This window comes from Aureibacter tunicatorum, assembly GCF_036492635.1.
GTDB classification, from domain to species: domain Bacteria; phylum Bacteroidota; class Bacteroidia; order Cytophagales; family Cyclobacteriaceae; genus Aureibacter; species Aureibacter tunicatorum.
The window spans coordinates 1,285,514-1,307,197 of the sequence record NZ_AP025305.1 but is presented as its reverse complement, the minus strand read 5'-3'; the positions used below and the strand labels follow the sequence as shown (position 1 = coordinate 1,307,197).

The following is a 21,684-nucleotide window of genomic DNA, read 5'->3' as shown; positions in this document are numbered from 1 at the left end:
GGCTTATAGCTGCTACAATATATATAATTAACCTTGTGCCTGAATGATCTTATCTTCCTTATTAGAGGAAAAAAGAAATGGAAGCCCAGCAATTATGATAAAGGCAACATTCAAATACAAATGCTGGTCAAATGACAATTGCTCGAATATACCACCGCATGAACAACTTTGGCCATCGGCTTTTAAAAATATAAGATAAAAAGTAAAGAGAGACATCAAAGATATGCTGGATATTCTACCTAACGTTTTTGTTTTATTAAATAATAAAGCCACAGCGATAATCACTTCTAAAAATGGCGTAGTCATCGCCGAATAATAAATCAAATCGCTATCGATTACAGAGGATGTCTTCAGCTTATAAATAAAGCCATTATAATCAAATATTTTAATGATACCTGTATATGAATAGAGAAGGATCATAATCAAATCGCTTCCATTGCTGATATTGCTTTTAATTGAATCTTTCATCTTCTAATTTATATTTTACGAGGTGACTTTCTTCATATAAGACATAAAGATCATTTGAATCCATTTCTTTATATATTTCTTTCGGGTATTCAACAAGGTCACCCGTTGCTTGAATCGCAGGAATTTTCAACGTACCTACATAGTCACCATTTTTTAGGCTATAAACATCTATATAGCTTTGCTTCTGTTCAGTTTCTTCCCCATGATTCAATTTAGTAAGCATATAAAAGTAAGATTCATCGATGGCTGCTGAATTATTTAAATAATATCTTGACTTATACTTTGTATATTGATGTCCTTTTACATTTGTTTTGGTAACTACTTTAGGTCCTTCAGATTCAAAAATAGACTTTGCATTAAATTTTGTTCTACCATTGTTATCAAGAATTACAAAATCATTTGTAAACCAACAATAATAAACAGATTCATTCCCATTTGTAACAAAATCTCCATCATAATAGAAATCATATCTAGAAGATTCTTTAGGCAATTTTAATATATTTTCCTCAATTAAGTTTATTGAATCTTTCCTTAAACTTAATTTAATTACTCTTAGTTGATTCGAAAGTTCATCAAACTTAGTAAGTAAGAATATATTATTACCTAATGCAACACCTCTATTTAGTTCACCTTTTTCATCAATTAGTTTACCATATGAAATTAAGTCTCCCTCATGAGAGATCTTTTTCAAATTAGCCCCTTGTATATCAACAATAAAAACCCCACTTGAATCGTACTTATGATCATAAACCCAAACACTCTCATCAGGTGCCATTCCTTTTCCTCCACCTATAGATGCTATTTTTTTCCCTTTTAAATCATGTGTATATATTTTATGATCTTTAGTATCTAAAAAATAAAACACCTTTTTATCTTTTCTGAATTTTGAATATGATTTATTTAAATCTATTCTTTCAATTTCAACAATATTACTTATAAAAGTAACTTGCTGATTTAACTCTGCGTCAAATTTAGTAGAATTTATTCTACTTTTATTACTATTTAAGTAAAAAATTCCTAATAATATTACTCCAATAGATATTATTCCTATATTTTTTATATTCATATTTTAAATTATGATTTAACGCATACTCAATTAAAAAATCACATACTGACCCAATATCAGTATCTTTTAATCTAATTAAATCAATATAATACTGTGAAAAACTACATGAAAAAGAAGCTTTTTCATGTAGTCTTAAATTAATACGATTTAATTAACTCGAGTATAATAACGTGCATTAAATGTTTGACAACATTTAGATGGACCACCTCCACAAGCTGCAACACCACAATCGTCCCCTTGAGGGCCTGCAACAACAGAAGTATTTACAGCCGAACCAAGTGCTACCATTGCACCAATAGCGAAAACAAACAATTTTGCCTTTTTCATAATAAAATAAGTTTTGTTTAAAATTAATTATTAAAATACACACCACCTTGATGTGAATATCTTGAACCTTATTACAAGTCTTATCGACTCAAATAATTTATTACTTAATTACCCAACACTTTATTTCACCTCCATTACAAAGAGAGAAACTACTACCTATTCGAATCTCTTCCCATATAGAATATTAAACCATTACCTTGATTACAACATACAAATGTACTACCACTACATTGTGAAAGATCACAACCATCACCTATTGGCCCTGCAACAACAGAAGTATTTACAGTCGTACCAAGCACTACCATTACACCTAATGTCAAAACAAGTAGTTAAACCTTTTTCATAAAAAATATTTAAATAAATGAAATCACAATATCTTAACTATAGCAAATTAATTCAATACACTACATAACACATAACGCTTAAACTCACCTCATGAATTATTCAATAAAGACTCAATGAACTAAAAAGAAAAGACATAAAAAGATCACAATCTTAACAGCAAAAGCTATCTTTCATCATCGAAATAACCATAAAAATATATTCCATCTGAAACACAGCAAATTGGGCCACCTGTCGGGCAAGGAGAACAACCGCTACCTTGAGTACCAGCATTAACAACGTCAACAGTTGAAACAAATGCAAGTAAAGCGCCTACTGTAAGAACAATGAACTTAATTTTCCTCATAATTGAAACGATTTGAAAATTACCTAAATGATACAAAGCACAAATATTTCTCCAGTCAATAATTCCTATCAATCATTCTCTACCTACTCTAGACTCACCATGAATACTATTAAATACCAAGTCTAAAGAAAACAAAGAGTAGATAATAAAACAAAAAAACTTTTTTATCATAACTGAAATAACATGAGACAAATGAAATATTTATATTACTGAAACAAATCTAATTTTTTTCAAACTAAAAACACACAACAATATATGAACATATTGTTAAATATCTCACTAACAAAGCGAAAAATAAAACTGTAAAACAAAAATAAAAATTAGATTTTTAACAATAACAACGAATTGCATGCAAAATAAATATACTATATTATAACCAAAACAATAAAAAAAAACAAAACAGTATCATATATAACTTTATTAGCATTAAAAATAAATAAACTAATGCATGTTTAAAAATTAACACAAAAGATAAAATATACTTCTTAAAGCATATTAAAATCTATTTTTTCATTTTTTATAGAATACAAACATTGAACCTTATATATTCAACTTAATTATCTATTTTATTTGTTTAGCAATCATAATTATAAATGGAATTCAAAGAGCAAGTAATCAAGTACAAAGGAAAGATTGTGTTTATTCGACTTTCCATGCCTTTTTTTAATCGAACACTAAAAAACTATGTCGAAGATGAAGCTTGCTTTATGTTTGTAAATCAGGGTGAAGTCGGCCTTAGAGCACCGGAAGACTACCTTAAACTAAATAGAAGCACAGCAATGCTAGCCAAGTGTCTCAACTATTTTTTTGAACCAACGGATGATCCTGTTCTTTGCAAGGAAGGCGTGGAAGCTGTTGGCGTTTTTTTGTACCCTTCTTTAGTCAAAGATCTTTTTGAATTTGAGTATTCGGTTACAGACTATAAAACAGATTATAACATGAAGCAAGTTCAAGTCGATCGATTGTTGGATAATTATCGAGAAAGTATCAATATATTATTAGACAGTCCCGAACTTGCCGACGATAATATGATCAAAACTAAGCTCAAAGAATTCGTTCTATTGATGACCAAGTCACAACAAGCGCCTTCTCAGCTGGATTTTTTATCAGCTTTATTTCAACCCAAAGAGCTTGAGTTCAAGAAAGTCATTCAACAAAATCTATTTGCTAACCTTAGCTTGGAAGAATTAGCTGCGCTTGCTCATTTGAGTTTGCCCTCTTTCAAAAGAAAGTTCAAAGAAGTATTTGACGAAAGTCCGAAGAAATATATTAATAAAAGAAAAGTAGAACGCGCCGCTGATATGTTGAAATCGGGAAACGAACGAATTTCGGATATAGCTTTTGATGTGGGCTATGACTCCTTGGCTACTTTTAATCGCAATTTCTCCGCTGAATATGGAAAATCGCCCACAGACTTTCGATTGAGCTAAAATGAGAAGCTTTTGAGCTAATCTGTAAAATCAATCTTTTGGATTACCGCGACATTTGTATCGAAACAATTAAAGAACAATGTTATGAGAAATTCAAAAGTATTAAAAACCTACCTTATCTTATCCGGAATCTTATTGATGGTTCTTGGCGGAGCCACATTATCCGTTCCTGTGGAATTTAAAGCTGGATCAGGCATAGATATCGCTGAAAACATCAATATTATCAATGATTCAAGAGCTTTCGGCGCTCTGTTATTAGGAGTGTCGATAGTTAGTTTGCTAGGAGCTTTTCGATGCTCGCTAAGTTATACGTCCACACTATTAGCATCCTTATTATTCACATCTCTAGGTATCGGAAGATTGATCAGCATACTGGCGGATGGAATGCCCGTTGATGGCTTGGTCAAGGCTACTGGATTGGAGTTAATCCTTGGCATTACCGGCTTTGTCTTCTTTTCGATATACCAATATAATGGCAAAAAGACAGCATAGTCTTCACTCCTTCTAACAAATTTCATTTCAAATTAAAAATCACTAGAGATTATGAATAAGTCAGTTTTAATCACAGGTGCAAATGCGGGTATTGGCAAAGACACTGCTAGACAGCTTGCCATGTTGAATCATACTGAAAAGATCTATTTGGCATGCAGAAACAGAGTCAAAGCAGAGGAAGCAAAAAAAGATCTTGAGGAAAAGACAGGCAGGAAAGTCTTTGAAATAATAGTCATGGATGTATCCAATCTAAATTCGGTTAGGAATGCTGTTATGAGCATGAATGAACCTGTCGATGCATTGATTATGAATGCGGGCGGCATGGGTGGCAAAACTCCTGAAAAGATCACTTCAGACGGTGTTACCCAGATCACAGCCACCAATTTGCTAGGACATGTTTATCTACTGGATGAAATGATCAAATATGATAAGCTGAAAAAAACAGCTCTTTTTGCAAGTTCTGAAGCAGCCAGAGGCATAGAAAAAACAGGAATGAAAAGACCAAGCCTTAAGACTTCTTCAGTGAAGGAGTTTAAAGAAGTATTCAATGGCAAAGCTTTTGGAAACGACTTTGACGCAATGCAAGTGTATGGCGTTATCAAATACGGAGGAACCATGTGGATGTCTTCCATGGCAAGAAAACATCCTCATTTAAGATTCATAAGCATGAGTCCCGGCGGAACGCGCGGGACGCAAGGTTTTGATGATATGCCTTTATTGCAGAGAATTATGTTTAAGTATATTGGCATGCCGATTTTTATGCCGCTGTTAGGCTTGTCCCATAGTTTGGAAAAAGGAGCGTCTAGATTTGTGGAAGGAATTAATAACCCTGCATTTAAAAGCGGAATATTCTATGGCAGCAAAAAGAATGTATTAACAGGAAAATTGGTGGATCAAAGCTCTATATTTAGTGATTTGAGCAATCAAAAGTTTCAGGATAATGCTTACGAAGCGATTCGAAGCTTTTTGTACTGACCTTGCTTTGTCAAATATTTGAACACAAAAACAGTTAAATAGAAACTCTTTAATTATTTCATATACTGTACAATGCAGAGTCTAAAATATTGGACTCTGCATTTGCATTTCATGAATCACTCTCCGCTTTCATCAAAATTATCATAATAAGTAAAGTCCTTGCTTATTTTCCCGTTTTCAATAGTGAAAATGGTGCAAATCGGCAATTCAAATTTATTGCCGTCAGGAGTCGTGCCTGTGGACACAAACTCAACGATTACATTTTTATCTCCTGAAGGGTAAACTTCGATTACCTCATCATGCAAATCAGGGATAACCTCATTTAGAGTCGAATACTTTCCAACTATTTCTTCATGAGATTGGCTAATTGGCTTATTTCCAATACTAGGATCTTTAAAGAGAGCTGTCTCTTGATACAGCTCAGCCATTTTTTGCCAATCGTGTCCGTTGAAATGTTTAAAATATTGATTGACTACATTCACATTATTCTTTTGCCCTTCACTTGGTCCATTGTTGACCTGCCTTTTGTCATGTTTGCACGAAAACGTGATCACAACTAAAAATAGAAATCCAAAAATACGTTGCATTTATATATTGTTTTAGGTAAAAATTGTAATGATTCCCTTTTTAAAAAAATATCAAATATTGATATCAATTTTATTTCTAACAAAGAAAAAGCGATGCCATATTTCAACCATAAAATTGAATCAACGCACAACAACACTTTAACTATTTAAATATATAATTAATATTTTTTAAGTCAAAAATTACTACTACTTGTTAAGAAATTCTTTGTTGCTCTCATCTGAATTCGGAAGTAAAACCTCTCGTCCATCTGAAAAACCGGCAAACCCAAAATTAAAAAAGTTCAATTTAACAAATAAACACAATCTATTTATTATGTAATTATCGTATTTGTTTTCACTAGGAAGATAAATCCTTCATTAAAAATAAATGCAACAAAGTTGCATTTATTTCCATAAACACACACCCATTAAATAATCAATAATAAAATATTTTAATTCAATTAAAATATTATTAAAACAAATATATAATCAATTAAAACAATTTAAGATTAAAAAATAAATATAGAAATGATTTTTCATCATCCTTTAACACCTCTTTGAAAATTTCTTTTTGAGTTTAAGTTTATATATATTCAGTTAATCTTCATTCAGACATGCAAATGCGCGTTTAGGGAGCATCAGACAAATATTCTATAACAAATGAGTAATTTAACGATCAAAAAATCGGAATAATCATATTTTAAACCAAAGACATTTTTGAATTGACCTTACAACAACAATAGTTATACTTTAATTAAACTTGATTTGAAATGAACAAAAAACTACTCTTATGGGGACTAGCCATATTGATCCCCTTAATCGGAGCATTTGCACATGAGCACCCCTCACATACTCACCATGATGAGGAATTGCACAAGAAAAATATGCAGGAAAATTCAGAGTACGCGGACTCATACAATCGCTTGCAAGAATTCATCAACAGCTATATCCAAAAGCAACGTGCTTCAAGATCAGCAGACGTTGAAACCAATTATATTATTCCATTAATCTTCCACATCTCCGATGGCGTGAGAGGATTTAATCTGAGCTCAAGAGACGTTGTTACCAGACAGCAAATCGAAAGCGCTGTTGAGATTCTAAATGAAGACTACAACGCATTGAATGATGACTATAATGATGTCGATCCTAGATTTGCTCACTTAAGAGCCAACATGGGCATAGAATTTAGACTGGCAATATTTGACCCGGAAGGCAACCGACTTGATGAAGCCGGCATAGTGAGATATCCAGGTGTCGAATACGATGGTCGAAATGAAGGCAAAGACGGTGGCAGAGACAACAACTGGAGAGGAAGTCTTCTAAAAGACAATACTGACTATTGGCCGGGTTATGTCAATATTTGGTTGACAGATATTCCTGATTTGGATACTGGCTCTGACGACGATCTATATGGCTCTGGATGGGCATTCTTGCCGAATCAAGCTTATGCTGATGAAGGCATAGACGGCATCGTTTTCAACCCTCGATTTTTAGGTTGGGGCGGTTTTGCTGATGACAGAGACTTTAACCTTCACATGAAGCGAGTGCTTACTCATGAATTAGGCCACTTCTTAAACTTAGCTCACCCTTTCCAAGGTGGATGCGATGGGCCAAATGACTTCGTGGATGATACTCCTCCGACAACAAGCCATGGTCCTGAAGGCTGTAATGACAGTTTTGAACCATGCGGCGTGCCTGTGAACCATGAAAATTTCATGGATTATTCCGCTTGTACAAAAATGTTTACATTTGGACAAAAAGAGCGATTAATAGCTTCGCTTAATAGTCCTGAAGCAGAACGTAACCAGTTATGGACACCTGAAAACCTAAAAAGGACCCTTGGAATTGACAGTTATGCTCTTTCATTTGATAAACTTAGATTTAAAGAAAACTTGTCAAATGACGGACTAGTCGATAGTGAAATTGAAATAACCATCAAAGGAACATCAGATCCATCAGCAATGAATTTCACCAAACCTGTGGGACAAGAATTAGTCTCAGGAACTGACTATAGAGTGAGCAATGTGCCTGATGGTTTGACTCCTGTGGTAACCGTTGCTAGCGCTACTTCAGTAAAAATAACATTTACTGGAAAAGCTAACGCGCATACTGCATCTGAAAGCGTGACAAATTTTGAATTGGAGTTCTTGGCTCCTGCGTTTAATCTAGATGTTTCGATGATTCAAAACCCCGGAAGCGATGTAATATCGATTGTTTTTAGAGACGATTATGACGTAATTTACAAAAAATTCTCTCCAGCTGTTTCTAATAATTCGGGAAGCGCTGATGACGATGACGACAGAGGCAATGTAGGTTTTACGATTGATCTTAGTGTGCCAAATACATATTTCTATACTTATGCTGATGGTGATTATCTTGAGTTAGGTATGTCTGATGAAGGTGGACGCCAAGTATTAGCGACCATGGAGCCCGGATCTACTGAATATACATATGTGGAAATGCTAGATGAAGGCGTAGAAGTAGGATCTAATCCAGCAGGAAACTCCCAATGGCTAACATCAAATATCAATGCCAGTAATTATTATTACCATTCTGTCAAAAAAACAGATGGTGTTAATTTCACATCTTGGGTGGGCCAGTCAAAATATGCGGGTATTTCTTTTGAGCATGAAGGCGAAAGATTTTATGGATGGATTCAGATCGCAGTCAATGCTGCCGGAGATGAAATCACAGTCATTGACGCGGCTTATTATAATAAACCAGATGGTCCAATTGTAACTGGATTTAAAGGATCAAATAAAATAGTTCCTGGCTCTTTGGTTTTTAATGAAAATGAAGAAAATAATGGTTCGGTGGGCTCAACCACTTTTGAAATCATAAGTGACAACGTTCAATTTAAGGCTTCAACGGGACAGTTGACATTGGGAACGGATTATACCGTTGAAAATATCCCTTCAGGTTTAACAGCCGAACTAGAGATAGCATCATCAAATGAAGTAACCCTTAATTTGATTGGAAATGCTGACAAGCATGAATCTTATCATAATGTTGATAATATAACTTTAACATTTAATAATTCCGCATTTAGTAATAATGACGCATCGGCTTTCAAAGATGTTGATTTTGATTTAAGCATTAACTTTGAAGATAAAGATCAAATACTAATTGAAGATGGAATTGAGTATGTTCCATTGAATGTATACAACGATGATGGATGGGAGTGGTTTAGAATCACTGACAATCAAGCAAGCAACCCAAATGATGAATCACAGTGGGGATTTGGAACATTTTGGAATACAGGCAAAGATCCTGGTGCATGGGATTTGGAAATGTATCAAGTAGGTAGAGTTGTTGTTATTGGAAACACAACGAATATTGATAAACTTGAATCTGGCGATGTTGTAGGGCCAAATTCAAACTTATTGCAATCAGAAGCTTATCCGGACTATCCTAGTTTCTGGAATGACAACTATACAGTGTTTGAGAATACGGAAGGTTTTATAGGCCTTGAACTTGAATTTACAAATGGTCAAAAACATTATGCATGGTTGCAAATCGCTGTAGGAAACAATGCTAATGATGTAACCGTCATAGACGCAGCTTATAGACTCGCTCCTAATTTACCTATTACTATTCCACAATTAGCTCCTGTAATCAGTCCTGCATCATCAGAATTCCAACTGAGACTTCAAAATGGAAATGCTATGTCAGTGGATAATGTGATCAACATTAAAAACGGAGAATTTAATAGCGCAATTAATGGTGATTTAATTGAAGGGACACACTATACTGTTGATGGCTTGCCGAGCGGATTTACTTTAGAAATATCAAAATCTACAGCGACTTCTCTAATGGGAAGAATAGTAGTTTCAGATCCATCTTCTTTGTCTGTTGGAGATGCATTTGAGAATATTACTATAGAGTTTACTGACGCAGCTTTTGAAGGTGTCGATGCTGATAAAGTTATCAATGTAGACCTTAATAATTACTCTATAGCTGTAAAAGGCCCATATAAAATAATCTACGGTGATGAAATAGTTGACGGCAATCATGATGTCGCTACAAAAACGATTGATAAAGGAGATAATACATTTAGAAAATGGTTCTTTACTTTAGATATGGATTTTTCTCCATCAGGGGCTAAAGGACACGGCATTTGGTATAACGGATCTAGTTTTGAAGTTGAGTCTTATCAAGGTTTCGTTGTTTCTGTCGACGGAGATAGGAATGTTACCTTAATAAATGAAAATGAAGTAATTGACGAGAATTCAAATTGGGTTCAAGGCGGAGATTCAAATAATCTACATCATTTGTACAATGACGATTATACAGTATGGGCTGGTCAGACGGGTTACGCAGGATTTAGATTTACAATAGCAGGAAAAGATCATTACGGATGGGCTCAATTTGCAGTTGCGGCGGATGGATCTACTGTTGAAATCATTGACTATGCATATAATGAAGAGCCTGAAGCTCAAATAAAAGCAGGTCAAAAAGAAAAAGAAATTGAAGCTCAAGACCAAACCATCACATTCAATCTTCAGTCAACGGCTAAAGTTGGCGATGCTAATATTGCATTGACAGCAACTGCTACATCTGGACTGGATGTTGCGTATTCAAGCTCAGATGTATCTGTAGTTAGAATTGAAAATGGAGAATTGTTAATAGTTGGTCCAGGGACTGCTGATGTGACTGCTTCTCAAGATGGAAATGATGAATTCAACCCTGCCGAAGATGTTATAAAATCTATTACTATCGAGAATTCAGTTCCTTTGGGCAATAACGACCTGACAGCCAATATCAAAATCCACCCTAACCCTAATCAAGGGGTGTTCCATGTGAATGGCATAGGAATTACGATTCAATCAATTATTGTTTATAATGTAATAGGCAAACAAATCGCTACCATTACTGAAGGTTCCAAAGTAGATATAAGCGATCAAGTATCAGGAGTTTATTTAGTGCATATCAACACTTCTGAAGGAAAAGTAGTAAAGAGAGTGCTGGTTAAATAGTGTTAGCGTCTATTTTAAATTACGCTAAATTTTAAGTTGAGAATAAGCCACTGTGGTCATTTGATCATAGTGGTTTTTTTATGATTAATTCCCTTTTTTAACTTCCATTATATCCATATCAGAAAGAGACTTAACAATCCATACTTTCTCTAAAAGAAAACACAACTCAAAACATACTCTTCAAGGATAGGCATTTAATTTTTTTAAAAGTCAAAACTATAACCCATTGAATATTCATGCCTAAATTTGCATTATTTAACTTAATAAATAAAATAATGCATTTTATTTATTAAACAAACTAAATAATAATATTCAAAGAACAATTCACATAATATCAGTTGAAATTTTACAATAAAAAAGTCAATTTTGAGCTAACTAAACTAATTAAACTAAATACTATGCTTAAAATTAAAATTTTATCTTTGGTTTTTGCATTAATGGCAATTTCTGAAGTAGCTTTTTCTCAAGATTATGAGTACAAAATTGTAACAACTGTCGAATCAATTGTACCAATGGGTATTGGTAGGTCAAGAATCATCGAAGAGAAAAATCCTTTAGATGCCGAGAGCTTCACTACTGAAAGAGTTGATGGGAAAAAAAGCAATCAAAAAGATGTCAAAAGATCTGATGCAAAAGTAAATAAGTTTGCTGAAACAAAACTTCTTAACTTTTTTAGTGCTGCTGGTATCAACTTCCAAAATGTAGCATCAAACGATGCCTTAATATCATCGAAAATTAACAGCTTGGTTAAAGAAGGATATGAATTAGCATTTGTGACAAGTGGAGTTGAAAGTGATAGCGGTAAAGGCGATGGCAAAGGGATCTTCATTACTAGATTCATTTTTAGAAAGCAAATTAACTAAATAGCTAATTGAATATTAATAACCTCTCAATCACAGAATCATTGAGAGGTTATTTTATCTAAAATCATTTTTTCATAAAACTGCAAAACACGAAATTCTGCTTCGTATTAAAAGGCGTCACATGTTCATGCTCTATGCAGTACATCTTTTCAAAATCTTCCCCAAACACATTAGCCATCTCCTCTTCGCTATATTGAGTAATTTCCAAGCCACTGCATTTTTTGGGACCGTTATCTGAAAAAGTGCCTACAACCAAATATCTGTCTGCAAATTCCTCGGCAATTTTGATATACGCGTTGATCTGTTCTTCAGTAGTAAGAAAGTGAAATGCAGCCCTATCATGCCATAAATCATAATGCTCTTCTGGTTTAAATTCGACAATATCACTTGCAATCCATTTAACTTTCGACGCTTTCTCTATTCCTAACCTTTGTTGAGCCTTTTCCAAAGCTTTGGTTGAAATATCCAAAACGGTGATATTCTCATAGCCCTCTTCTAATAAAAAGTCAACTAAGTTGCTATCCCCTCCCCCTACATCAATAATTTTAGCTGATTTCTCCAACTTTAACCCTTTAATCATTTCCAAGGATACTGTTGGTTCTTCTTGCGTCCAACTGACTTGTTCGGGACTTTTATTAAGGTATACTGTTTCCCAATGATTTTTTCTTTCTGCCATAGTTCTTCGATTTGTATTTAATTTAAAAAGAACTGGCTAAAATTCCCCAACCAATCACTGCATTGAGTAAAACTGTCCTGCAATATTCTCATTCATTTATTGAAACTGCCGGAAACAAAAAAGCAACTGCCAATAGCAGTTGCTTAGAATTACTTTTTATAGAATAATATTTTATTTAATAAAACCTGCTCGTCTTGCCAAGGCGTCCACAGAAGGCTCTTGTCCAGCAAATCGCTTGTATAATACCATCGGGTGCTCGGAACCACCTTTAGTCAATACATTGTCCTTGAACTTGTCGGCAACTGTTTGGTCAAAGATTCCTTGTTTCTTGAATTGCTCAAAAGCGTCAGCATCCAAAACTTCAGCCCACTTGTAACTATAATATCCTGCGGCATAACCTCCCGCAAACAAATGCCCGAACTGAGTGCTCATCACATCGCCATCAATCACCGGAAACATTCTTGTTTTCTTCATGGCGTCATTTTCAAAGCTCTCCACACTATTGATGTCTTTCGCGAATTCATTCATTCGTTGAGACTCATTCTCTCCCAAAGTATGCCAAGCCATATCCAAGTACCCAAAACTAAGCTGTCTTATTGTTGCGTAGCCTTCATTGAATTGAGAGCTTTTCTTGATCTTGTCCACCAATTCAGCAGGAATTGATTCTCCCGTTTGATAATGCTTGGCAAATAGCTCCAATGCTTCCGCTTCTCCAGCCCAATTTTCCAACAACTGGGATGGCAACTCCACAAAATCTCTATAAACTCCTGTACCTGAAATACTCGCGTAATTCCCTTGGGCTAACATGCCGTGCAATCCATGTCCAAATTCATGAAACAATGTTTCAACCTCTCTATAAGTCAATAATGACGGTTTATCTTCAGTAGGCGGCGTAAAGCTGCAAATATTGATCACATGAGGTCTCACCTCGCCTTGCTCGCCTGTCAATTGAGGTCTAATCGAATTCATCCAAGCACCGCCTCGCTTGCCTTCTCTAGGGAAATAATCAGCGTAAAATAAAGCCAAATGCTTACCATTCTCGTCTTTCATCTCATATGTCATCACATCCTCATGCCAGACAGGAATCCCCTCTACCTTTTCAAAGCTAATTCCGAATAAACGATTTGATATTTCAAAAATCCCATCCAAAACATTCTCCAATTTGAAATATGGCTTTAGATCTTCATCATTGACATCAAACTTCGACTTTTTCAATTTTTCAGAATAATACGACCAGTCCCAAGCTTGAACGTCATCGTTCAATCCTTCTTTTTTCATGAATTCAGCGAGCTCTTTTTTCTCCTTTTGAGCCACAGGCATTGCCAAGTCATACAATTTATCCAAGAATCCAATCACAGCTTCCTCTGAATCGGCCATGCGCTCCTCCAAAACCATATCTGCATAATTGCCATATCCTAAAAGCTTAGCCTTCTCGTATCGAAGTTGCACCAATTGTCTTACAACTTCTCTATTGTCATTCTCGTTGCCGTTGTTTCCTTGGCTCTTGTACGTTTTAAGCATTTCCTCTCTCAACTGTCGATCATCGGCATATGTCATCACAGCTATATAGCTTGGCATATGCAAGGTAAACGCCCATGATTCAGGCATTTGTTTGTCAGTAGCTACTTTTTTGGCCCTTTCTATCGCGTCTTCTGGAATTCCCGACAGTCTGGACTCTTCCTCTACCACGACCAATAGCTCATTCGTTTCTGCCAACACATTTTCTCCGAATTTTATCTTCAACTCGGACAATTTCTTATTGATTTCTCTCAAATGATTTTTGCCCTCACTATCCAATAAAGCTCCGTTATTAGCGAACATTCTGTACTTGTTTTCCAGCAAAGTCGATTGCTCTGGATTCAATCCCAAAGTCGACTTTTGATCGTACACTTGCTTCACTCTTTTGAATAAAGCTTCATTAAGCAATAAATCGTTGTAATAATCAGAAGTCAATGGCGATGCTTTTCTTGCAGCTTCCTGAATATCAGAATTTGTCTCAGCGCTATTCAAATGCCCCAGTAAAGTGTTCGTTCTGGAAAGCAAAGCTCCCGAACGCTCCAAAGCCACAATTGTGTTCTCAAAACTAGGCTTCTCGGAGTTATCAATTATCGCTTCAACCTCCTTTTTTCCTTCTTGAATACCCGCTTCTATCGCAGGGATAAAATGCTCCGGCTTTATTTTATCAAATGGAGCGGCTCCAAATTTATTATCAAATTTACCTAACAATGGATTCTCAATTTTATTCTTATTTGTTTCTTTTTGCTCTGAACAAGACAAAGCCAAGCAAATTATCAGCACGCGGCCAATAATTTTCCACATGTGTATTTTTTTCATTCCATCTCTTTAAAAATCAATAAATAAATACACATTAAAGATAATTAAATACACGTAGAATCACTAAAAATATCCCCTTTATCAATCTATCCAACGAATACTTTAATCCCAACTAATATTTGCATTTCAAATTACCTTCCCAGCAAATTCAGATATGACAGTTTCAAAGACAAGATAAGGCTTTATGGATATATAGATAAATACCTATCCATAAGATCACCTCAAATCATTCGGATTATAGCCAAAGAATTTCTTGAAGCTGCTGCTAAAGTGCGCTAAATCGCTAAAGCCAAGCTGTTCGCCAATCTCATACACTGGCATGTCTGAGTATTTCAGCATTTTATGAGCTTCTTCCATTCTATGATGATTGTAAAGCTTCAGCAACGGCATATTAAAGACTTTTTTGAATGTTCGCTGCAATTTGGATTTGCTCATCAGAAACTGCTTGCTTAAATCTTCCAAATTAGGAGTCATTGAAAAGTCATTCAATATAAAATCTTTCACTCTAAACATCACGTTCAAATCATCTTCGCGCACTTTCATGCTTACGACTCTTTCTCCTTCAGACTCCACCAACAACATAATCCGCCCTATAATTTCATAAGCTCTTGCGTAATAGATTATTCTCCTGAGCTCATTAGTCATTGACTTGTTAAAGCATTCTCTTACCAATGCTTCAATTTCTGGAATTAGCCTATAGTATAAAAACCATTTGTCTTGAGATTTCATAATTTGAGATAGTTTGAATTCCCTTTCTTGATTCCATTTATCAAAATAGTCATAAGGAAACCTAATGACCATCCACTTCAACCAAATATATGCTGGAAATACAGCTTCATAAGACTGAGCCGCATTGTACATAAAAACTCCTTCTGTGGGAACATCTTGACCTTTAAGGTTATAGATATCGCCATTAAAACCTATCCTAATTGCAACATGCTTAGCCTTGCCTGTTGGCTTATTGACTATTCTTAACGGATAATTCAAGCGCATTTCCGTTATTCCTACTTGAACGTCATTTTCATATTGAAATGATATAACCTGATACACGCCATCATCATCTGAAAAGTCAAGCGATTCTCCATTCCAATTTCCGCCACGCTTTTCGCTGATTTTTTCAAAAAAGCCAGATGTATTGTCATCTGACACATCCAGTTGGACTTCGTTTTTCATAGCAGTACAATCTATTTCCCAATCTATAACTCGTTTAAAAAATATTTGCCATTTTTTTAAAAGTCAAAGACACTTACTTAAAAGCTGAAATCACTCCAAATAGCTGACCTTTGTGTCATTAAAAGCTTATTAGCTGAAACCACAAAGCTAAACTTGCTCTTTATTGACAATCAAAATAATAAAGTCATGCAAAAAGTAAATAAAATAATCGCAATATTCCTTTTGGCCATTATAGTTTCCATGCCATCCTTTGGAATGCAAACGTCAAGTAATGACATGAATGAAAAGGATAAAAATGAATATAACTACGCATACAGCATAGGCGTGCAAGCAATGGTCTATGGTTGGGCTCCTGTCATGATGGATGTGGCCAGAGAGCTTCAAACCTCAGTAGATCACCCGATGAGCAATGGGCAAGCGCCCATCAATGAGCTTGGACCGATAACTAGGCTTTGGGATTATAGAGACAGATCCTATACCACGCCCAATAACGACACCTATTACATACAGGGCTGGGCCGACCTTGATGACCAGCCAATGGTGCTTTTTGTCCCGAAAATAGAAAATCGCTATTGGATTGAGCAAATATTGGACATGTATACAGAGTCTGTGGTTGATCTATGCAACGCTACTGTTGGTGAAGAAGGCGGATATTTCATTTTAGCAAAAGAAGGTTATGATGGCCCATTGCCTGAAAACCTACCTGTATATTATTCACGAACTAAATATATATGGCTTGCCGGGAGAATTGGCGTGAAGAACAACAAAGATCAAAAAATAGCTCGACAAATTCAGAAAGAATTTCGCTTGATGCCTTTAGACCAATACCCTAACGGACCTTCTCAGCCAACTCCGCAAAATAGTTCAGAAGCTCCAAAAGTTAATTTCCCTCAAGGTCTAGAATGGTTTAAACGACTGGAAGTTGTTATCGCTGAAAATCCGCTGGCTGAAGACCAAGCGATCGTAGATACATTCAAGGAAATCGGAATAGGAGCAAATTCGATTGATTCAATAAGCGAGATAAAAGCTCTAGCATTGCAACAAGCGTATATTGATGGCTTCAATATTATTTTAGATGCTGCAAGAAACAGTTCACAACCAGTCAACGGTTGGAATTGGGAATACAATGCAGGAGTTTATGGCACTGATTATCTGGCAAGATCTTCCATAAACATGAATTCTATAGGACTTAATTCTCCTGAAAGAGCCATGTATCCCAAAAGATATGTTGACAACAAGGGTGTTCAATTAAACGGGAACAACTCATACCAAATCACGCTTCCTGCTGATATCCCTGTGAGAGAACAAGATGGAGGTTTTTGGTCGATTACCATGTATGATGCTAAAGACAGATTCATGGTCGAAAATAAAATTGACAGATACAAAATCGGTTCAACAACGGAAAAGTTAATCAAAAATGATGACGGCAGCTTAACCATCTATATTTCTCACAAGCAACCTAAAGATAAAAAAATGAAGGCTAATTGGTTGCCGGCTCCTAACGAGGATTTCATGTTGCAATTTAGACTATATGAACCTGAAAAAGAAGTATATGAAGGAAGCTATAAACTTCCTCAATTATATAAAATAGATTAGTCATTAACTCAAAGCCGTCACTTCAAAGAGACGGCTTTGAGCATTTCAACAATTGAAATTAAAGCACAGAAGTTTGATATATGCCAATTCTTTGAGGATCTTCAAATGACTTCAAATTTCCTTTCTCTTCTTCATACTCATAAGTATGTATTCTATTATTCACAGAAGGAGATTCTGTGTAAACATTTTCCATTCTCACAACGAAATTATTTTCATTATACTCATAATCAGCCTGAAAGGTAACCAACCATTTATTTTCAGCATCGCTCCAATATGACTTCACATATGAGTCCATTAAGCCACCTGTATAAGTGTATTCAGTTATGTTTCGCTCTTTCCATTCCGATGTATTCATATCATATTGATAGTTCACATATTTAGTCAAATTATCAGAATTATAGATAAAACTGTCTTTGGTGTAAGGACTCAATTCAAGTATTGATAGCTTATCCTTATAGTAGACTATAGACTCTATCAAGTTGCCACCCTGATAGACATTTTCATGCTTATTATACATTACTTCCTGATCCTTATTGGCTCCTGTGAACTTTCTAAACTCCATGGAAGCCAACGCATTGCCATCATATGCATACTCCTGCACATCAGTGCCATTAAAAATATCATATGTAAGTTTGACTAATCTTCCATCTTCAAATTCGAAATACGTGTAAGCATTGCTTTCTTCCCAGTCACCTGATTCAGCTTTAAAAAACTCGAATTTCGTTACTTTATTGCCATCATATTCATAGACGTCTTTTCTTGTCTCAAACCACGAATTATCTACTGATGGCACTGAGTAAATAGAATGCGTAACTCTTTCGTCCTGATAAAAATATTCGATTTTTGATGTTTGAATTCCTGTTGACATAAAAACATTCGTCGTTTTCAATCTATAAGGATTCTTCTCAACAGTATCCCCACCAGAAGAAGGATCAAACAAAGCAGAACACCCAAAAAACATCGGTGCTAACAGTAGCCCCAGCAAAAGCTTGTGTAGTTTCATTTAATTATTGTGTTTTATCATAAGTATAATAAAACAAATATACTGAAACCAGTCATTGATTATTGGGCAATTAATAAAATAAATTAGAATTCACTAATCTAATATTGATTTTGAAGACACTGCGAACTTCCCTCCACCAGTAAACATCAACGATAAGGCTCCGAAAAAAAACAAAGCCGGAAGCTCCACAGCCCACCCGCCGTATTGATTAAGCGTAAAAAGTTCATTCATATGCGCCAAATAAATAACAACAAACATATTTCCAGCTATAAAGCCTGCAAATAGCTTTGTGCGATATCCCAATAACACCAAGAATGGAGCTATCAATTCCCCAAAATACGATCCATAGGCTATAAACTCGGGCAAGCCCTTTTCGCTCAACAAATTAGTGATAAAACTCACTCCATCTCGTAGTTTTGCAACTCCATGAAACATTAAAATAAAACTCAAGGATACTCTTAATATCAATAAACCTAAGTCAACATTCCTTTTCATTTCCATATTTCGTCGATTTGAATAATTCCTCAACACCTCAAAACATGGAATGTTAAACTAGCCCCTCTCAATAATTTTAATTTTTTCAGTTAAAAAAGTAATTAATTTGCTTAAAAAATAAATAATAAGCCATAAATTCAAATTAAAAGATTAAAATTCATAAATATTTAAATTCAACAGACCCACAACCTACTTACATGAAAAAAATATTATTCCTCATATTTGCTCTTTGGACAAGCGAATCTCTATTAGCCCAAAAAAGAACACTGCTCGATGAACATCTTAACACTACCGATTCAACAGAAGCAAAATATTATCGAATTGAATCTGATAAGGTGAATGATTATACTACATTCAAAATCTATCATATGAGCGGCGAGCTTTACCAGCAAGGCCGTAAATTGCACAGATTTGAAGAGAAAAAAGGAAAGTTTGACACTTACGAGTATCAAGATGGGTACTTTATCACATACCATAAAAATGGGAATCAAAAAACGAAAGTACTTTATAAAGAAGATATAAAAGAAGGAATAGAAAGTCATTGGTACTCCAACAAGCAACTGCAAAAAGAAGTGCTTTATGATGATTCCTTATCCAGAACCCAATACAATCAAAAGGTTGTCTCATTTTATGACAGTCTCGGCAAGCAATTAATCTCTGAAGGAAATGGCACAATGCTGAATTATGAAAATAATGTGCTCATCGACTCTGGAATGGTAAAAGATATGCGCAAGCATGGCAAGTGGAAGGGCTATGATATTGACAGCAAATTATTGAGCTATGAAGAGAAGTATGAAAATGGTGAACTTGTCAGAGGAGTAAGCTTTGATGATCAGAGAAATAAATATTCTTATGAACAAATTACAGAAGAAGTCTCTATAGGTGATAAAGGAATAAAAGGATTATATGAATTTATAAGTAATAATTTAAAATACCCAGGCAAAGCAAGAAGAAGAGCAATACAAGGCAGTGTTTACATTAAAATGATAATTTCAAAAGAAGGAAACGTAAATGATATTATTATCATTAACAACTTAAATCCTTACCTAAATGAGGAAACATTAAGAGTATTAAGTTTAATTGATCGCGTAACACCCTATAAATTAAGAGGGCAAGGAATTAAACATGAATTAACATTTCCTGTCATTTATAGACTTCGATAAAATTGGTTTTAGCCAGATATTAAAATCTGGCTAATAATTTAATCCTAATGCGTATGCGCTGTCTCGGATTTGCCCATTTCAGAAATAAGGTAATAAGCTCCGTTGATGGCTACTTCAGTATTTTTTGGCAATTTTTGAAGCAAGGTGACTTCTATAAAGCCATCTGCTTCTCTTCCTTTGATTACTTTGACTTTTTCAAATGTCAATGAATGGTCTAGATTTGCCTCATGGCTGTGATCATGATCCCCATGAATGATATTCTGTGGAGCGAGCTCCTTTGAATGGTCATGACCTTCGTGATTATGTTCCTTATGACTATGGCTTTCGGCATTTTCTTCGTGAACTTCATGCTTTTCAGCCTTTACAATAAAAATATAAGATCCATCACCTTCCGTGATCACAGCCTCACTCGGCAAAGTCGGCACTTTCTCTTCCCCCAAATCAATCGTAGCATTGACGTACATGCCTGCCAATAGGTTTCCTTTCTTCTCGCCTATTATATTCGCAAGAACTTTTACAGCCTTGGTATCTTTTTCAAATGATTGGTTGATCGCGAAAACCTCAGCCTCCATCACATCTTTTTGATTTGCAACTGTAAATTTCAATTTCTGACCGACTTCCACATCATTAAGATCATTTTCATAAACAGTCAAATCCAGATATAAGCCTTTATTATTGACAATCAAAAACATTGGCGTTTGCGGAGAAGCATTCTTCCCAACATTCGTATTTACCTGCGTGATAAAACCGTCAATAGGGGATATAATTTTGGCTACTTGAGAAATCTTCCCTTTCTTCACTTGCTCTGGAGAGAAATTCATCAGCAATAGCTTTTCTTTCAATGCCTGCACTTTTGCCATCGCGGAATTGTAATTAGCCTCCACGCTTTGAAAATCCTTTCCTGAAGTAATTTTTTCTTCATAAAGTCGCTTCTTGCGCTCATACTCTTTTTTGAGGTATTTCAATTCATTGTATTTGGATAAATACTGATCTTGCAGATGAATATACTCGGGCTGTGATAGATAAGCTAACACTTGTCCTTTTCGAACTTTTTCACCCTCCATTACAAATACTCTATCGACAATTCCTTCCAAATATGGAGAAACAGAAGCTTTGTTTTGTGGTGGCAATTCGAGCTCTCCAGTCACTTTCAAAGTACTGAAAATATTACGGTCTTCGATTTTACCCAACTGCATATCAACAGACTTCATCTGCACTTCATTCAGCGTAACCGTTGTCGCATCACCTTCTTCGTGATGGTGCTCATGATCATCTTCAGAAGAATTTCCTTTATTATTTGATTGGCAGGCACTGAAACTTAGCGCTAATATTGCCAATGATGTTGCTATTATTGTTTTCATTGTTTTCCTTTTGTTGGTGCACAGTTGGTACA

Annotated in this window: 18 protein-coding genes; 7 read left to right on the top strand and 11 right to left on the bottom strand. The window is 35.1% G+C overall.

What is annotated here, in order from left to right; translation table 11 throughout:
• Positions 1-27 precede the first annotated feature (27 nt).
• From AABK36_RS05630 to AABK36_RS05615, 4 genes are all read right to left on the bottom strand, one after another.
• Positions 28-468 (bottom strand): MauE/DoxX family redox-associated membrane protein, encoded by a 441-nt coding sequence (locus tag AABK36_RS05630; protein ID WP_309942027.1) that lies wholly within the window; start codon positions 466-468, stop codon positions 28-30.
• On the bottom strand, positions 452-1,534 hold the full coding sequence (locus AABK36_RS05625; protein ID WP_309942025.1) for an NHL repeat-containing protein: 1,083 nt from the start codon (positions 1,532-1,534) through the stop codon (positions 452-454). Before AABK36_RS05625 ends, AABK36_RS05630 begins: the two co-directional genes overlap by 17 nt.
• A gap of 147 nt (positions 1,535-1,681) precedes the next feature.
• A complete protein-coding gene (locus AABK36_RS05620; protein ID WP_309942024.1) occupies positions 1,682-1,861 on the bottom strand; it encodes a hypothetical protein in 180 nt (59 codons plus the stop codon).
• A gap of 508 nt (positions 1,862-2,369) precedes the next feature.
• Entirely contained in the window at positions 2,370-2,549 is a 180-nt protein-coding gene (locus AABK36_RS05615) for a hypothetical protein (RefSeq protein ID WP_309942022.1), read from the bottom strand.
• A 593-nt stretch (positions 2,550-3,142) separates the two neighbouring features.
• Between AABK36_RS05615 and AABK36_RS05610 the strand changes: the two genes are divergently transcribed.
• From AABK36_RS05610 to AABK36_RS05600, 3 genes are all read left to right on the top strand, one after another.
• Entirely contained in the window at positions 3,143-3,979 is an 837-nt protein-coding gene (locus AABK36_RS05610) for a helix-turn-helix domain-containing protein (protein WP_309942021.1), read from the top strand.
• Between the two features lie 84 nt (positions 3,980-4,063).
• Positions 4,064-4,471 (top strand): DUF4345 domain-containing protein, encoded by a 408-nt coding sequence (locus tag AABK36_RS05605; protein WP_309942019.1) that lies wholly within the window; start codon positions 4,064-4,066, stop codon positions 4,469-4,471.
• Positions 4,472-4,522: 51 nt separating this feature from the next.
• A complete protein-coding gene (locus AABK36_RS05600; protein WP_309942018.1) occupies positions 4,523-5,446 on the top strand; it encodes an SDR family NAD(P)-dependent oxidoreductase in 924 nt (307 codons plus the stop codon).
• 116 nt (positions 5,447-5,562) lie between these two features.
• On the opposite strand, the gene AABK36_RS05595 is transcribed toward AABK36_RS05600, so the two are convergent.
• Entirely contained in the window at positions 5,563-6,033 is a 471-nt protein-coding gene (locus tag AABK36_RS05595; RefSeq protein WP_309942016.1) for a nuclear transport factor 2 family protein, read from the bottom strand.
• 749 nt (positions 6,034-6,782) lie between these two features.
• Between AABK36_RS05595 and AABK36_RS05590 the strand changes: the two genes are divergently transcribed.
• Positions 6,783-10,988: a zinc-dependent metalloprotease gene (locus tag AABK36_RS05590; protein ID WP_309942015.1), complete on the top strand. Its 4,206-nt coding sequence runs from the start codon at positions 6,783-6,785 to the stop codon at positions 10,986-10,988.
• 398 nt (positions 10,989-11,386) lie between these two features.
• Positions 11,387-11,851, top strand: a complete 465-nt coding sequence (locus AABK36_RS05585; protein WP_309942013.1) for a hypothetical protein — start codon at positions 11,387-11,389, stop codon at positions 11,849-11,851.
• A gap of 64 nt (positions 11,852-11,915) precedes the next feature.
• On the opposite strand, the gene AABK36_RS05580 is transcribed toward AABK36_RS05585, so the two are convergent.
• The 3 genes from AABK36_RS05580 to AABK36_RS05570 form a co-directional block, all read right to left on the bottom strand.
• Complete coding sequence (locus AABK36_RS05580) at positions 11,916-12,527, bottom strand: class I SAM-dependent methyltransferase (protein ID WP_309942011.1); 612 nt, start codon at positions 12,525-12,527, stop codon at positions 11,916-11,918.
• A 171-nt stretch (positions 12,528-12,698) separates the two neighbouring features.
• Complete coding sequence (locus tag AABK36_RS05575; protein WP_309942009.1) at positions 12,699-14,861, bottom strand: M3 family metallopeptidase; 2,163 nt, start codon at positions 14,859-14,861, stop codon at positions 12,699-12,701.
• A 216-nt stretch (positions 14,862-15,077) separates the two neighbouring features.
• A complete protein-coding gene (locus AABK36_RS05570; RefSeq protein WP_309942007.1) occupies positions 15,078-16,034 on the bottom strand; it encodes a helix-turn-helix transcriptional regulator in 957 nt (318 codons plus the stop codon).
• 186 nt (positions 16,035-16,220) lie between these two features.
• Here AABK36_RS05570 and AABK36_RS05565 point away from each other — a divergent pair, with 186 nt between their 5' ends.
• Positions 16,221-17,630 carry a DUF1254 domain-containing protein gene (locus AABK36_RS05565; protein ID WP_309942005.1) on the top strand — a complete coding sequence of 470 codons (1,410 nt, stop codon included), beginning with the start codon at positions 16,221-16,223 and terminating at the stop codon, positions 17,628-17,630.
• A 58-nt stretch (positions 17,631-17,688) separates the two neighbouring features.
• Here the strand turns inward: AABK36_RS05565 and AABK36_RS05560 are convergent, their stop codons facing one another.
• Both AABK36_RS05560 and AABK36_RS05555 read right to left on the bottom strand, forming a co-directional pair.
• Positions 17,689-18,633, bottom strand: a complete 945-nt coding sequence (locus AABK36_RS05560; protein ID WP_309942002.1) for a hypothetical protein — start codon at positions 18,631-18,633, stop codon at positions 17,689-17,691.
• Between the two features lie 93 nt (positions 18,634-18,726).
• Positions 18,727-19,134 carry a DoxX family protein gene (locus tag AABK36_RS05555; protein ID WP_309942000.1) on the bottom strand — a complete coding sequence of 136 codons (408 nt, stop codon included), beginning with the start codon at positions 19,132-19,134 and terminating at the stop codon, positions 18,727-18,729.
• A 191-nt stretch (positions 19,135-19,325) separates the two neighbouring features.
• Between AABK36_RS05555 and AABK36_RS05550 the strand changes: the two genes are divergently transcribed.
• Positions 19,326-20,291 (top strand): energy transducer TonB, encoded by a 966-nt coding sequence (locus tag AABK36_RS05550; protein ID WP_309941998.1) that lies wholly within the window; start codon positions 19,326-19,328, stop codon positions 20,289-20,291.
• 44 nt (positions 20,292-20,335) lie between these two features.
• On the opposite strand, the gene AABK36_RS05545 is transcribed toward AABK36_RS05550, so the two are convergent.
• The gene (locus AABK36_RS05545) at positions 20,336-21,652 is read right to left on the bottom strand and encodes an efflux RND transporter periplasmic adaptor subunit (RefSeq protein WP_309941997.1); all 1,317 of its coding nucleotides are present in this window, start codon (positions 21,650-21,652) and stop codon (positions 20,336-20,338) included.
• Between the last annotated feature and the right edge of the window lie 32 nt (positions 21,653-21,684).

Coding starts and splice junctions, on each gene's coding strand:
- AABK36_RS05630 (WP_309942027.1), bottom strand. CDS start 468: ATGAAAGATTCAATTAAAAGCAATATCAGCAATGGAAGCGATTTGATT.
- AABK36_RS05625 (WP_309942025.1), bottom strand. CDS start 1,534: ATGAATATAAAAAATATAGGAATAATATCTATTGGAGTAATATTATTA.
- AABK36_RS05620 (WP_309942024.1), bottom strand. CDS start 1,861: ATGAAAAAGGCAAAATTGTTTGTTTTCGCTATTGGTGCAATGGTAGCA.
- AABK36_RS05615 (WP_309942022.1), bottom strand. CDS start 2,549: ATGAGGAAAATTAAGTTCATTGTTCTTACAGTAGGCGCTTTACTTGCA.
- AABK36_RS05610 (WP_309942021.1), top strand. CDS start 3,143: ATGGAATTCAAAGAGCAAGTAATCAAGTACAAAGGAAAGATTGTGTTT.
- AABK36_RS05605 (WP_309942019.1), top strand. CDS start 4,064: ATGAGAAATTCAAAAGTATTAAAAACCTACCTTATCTTATCCGGAATC.
- AABK36_RS05600 (WP_309942018.1), top strand. CDS start 4,523: ATGAATAAGTCAGTTTTAATCACAGGTGCAAATGCGGGTATTGGCAAA.
- AABK36_RS05595 (WP_309942016.1), bottom strand. CDS start 6,033: ATGCAACGTATTTTTGGATTTCTATTTTTAGTTGTGATCACGTTTTCG.
- AABK36_RS05590 (WP_309942015.1), top strand. CDS start 6,783: ATGAACAAAAAACTACTCTTATGGGGACTAGCCATATTGATCCCCTTA.
- AABK36_RS05585 (WP_309942013.1), top strand. CDS start 11,387: ATGCTTAAAATTAAAATTTTATCTTTGGTTTTTGCATTAATGGCAATT.
- AABK36_RS05580 (WP_309942011.1), bottom strand. CDS start 12,527: ATGGCAGAAAGAAAAAATCATTGGGAAACAGTATACCTTAATAAAAGT.
- AABK36_RS05575 (WP_309942009.1), bottom strand. CDS start 14,861: ATGAAAAAAATACACATGTGGAAAATTATTGGCCGCGTGCTGATAATT.
- AABK36_RS05570 (WP_309942007.1), bottom strand. CDS start 16,034: ATGAAAAACGAAGTCCAACTGGATGTGTCAGATGACAATACATCTGGC.
- AABK36_RS05565 (WP_309942005.1), top strand. CDS start 16,221: ATGCAAAAAGTAAATAAAATAATCGCAATATTCCTTTTGGCCATTATA.
- AABK36_RS05560 (WP_309942002.1), bottom strand. CDS start 18,633: ATGAAACTACACAAGCTTTTGCTGGGGCTACTGTTAGCACCGATGTTT.
- AABK36_RS05555 (WP_309942000.1), bottom strand. CDS start 19,134: ATGGAAATGAAAAGGAATGTTGACTTAGGTTTATTGATATTAAGAGTA.
- AABK36_RS05550 (WP_309941998.1), top strand. CDS start 19,326: ATGAAAAAAATATTATTCCTCATATTTGCTCTTTGGACAAGCGAATCT.
- AABK36_RS05545 (WP_309941997.1), bottom strand. CDS start 21,652: ATGAAAACAATAATAGCAACATCATTGGCAATATTAGCGCTAAGTTTC.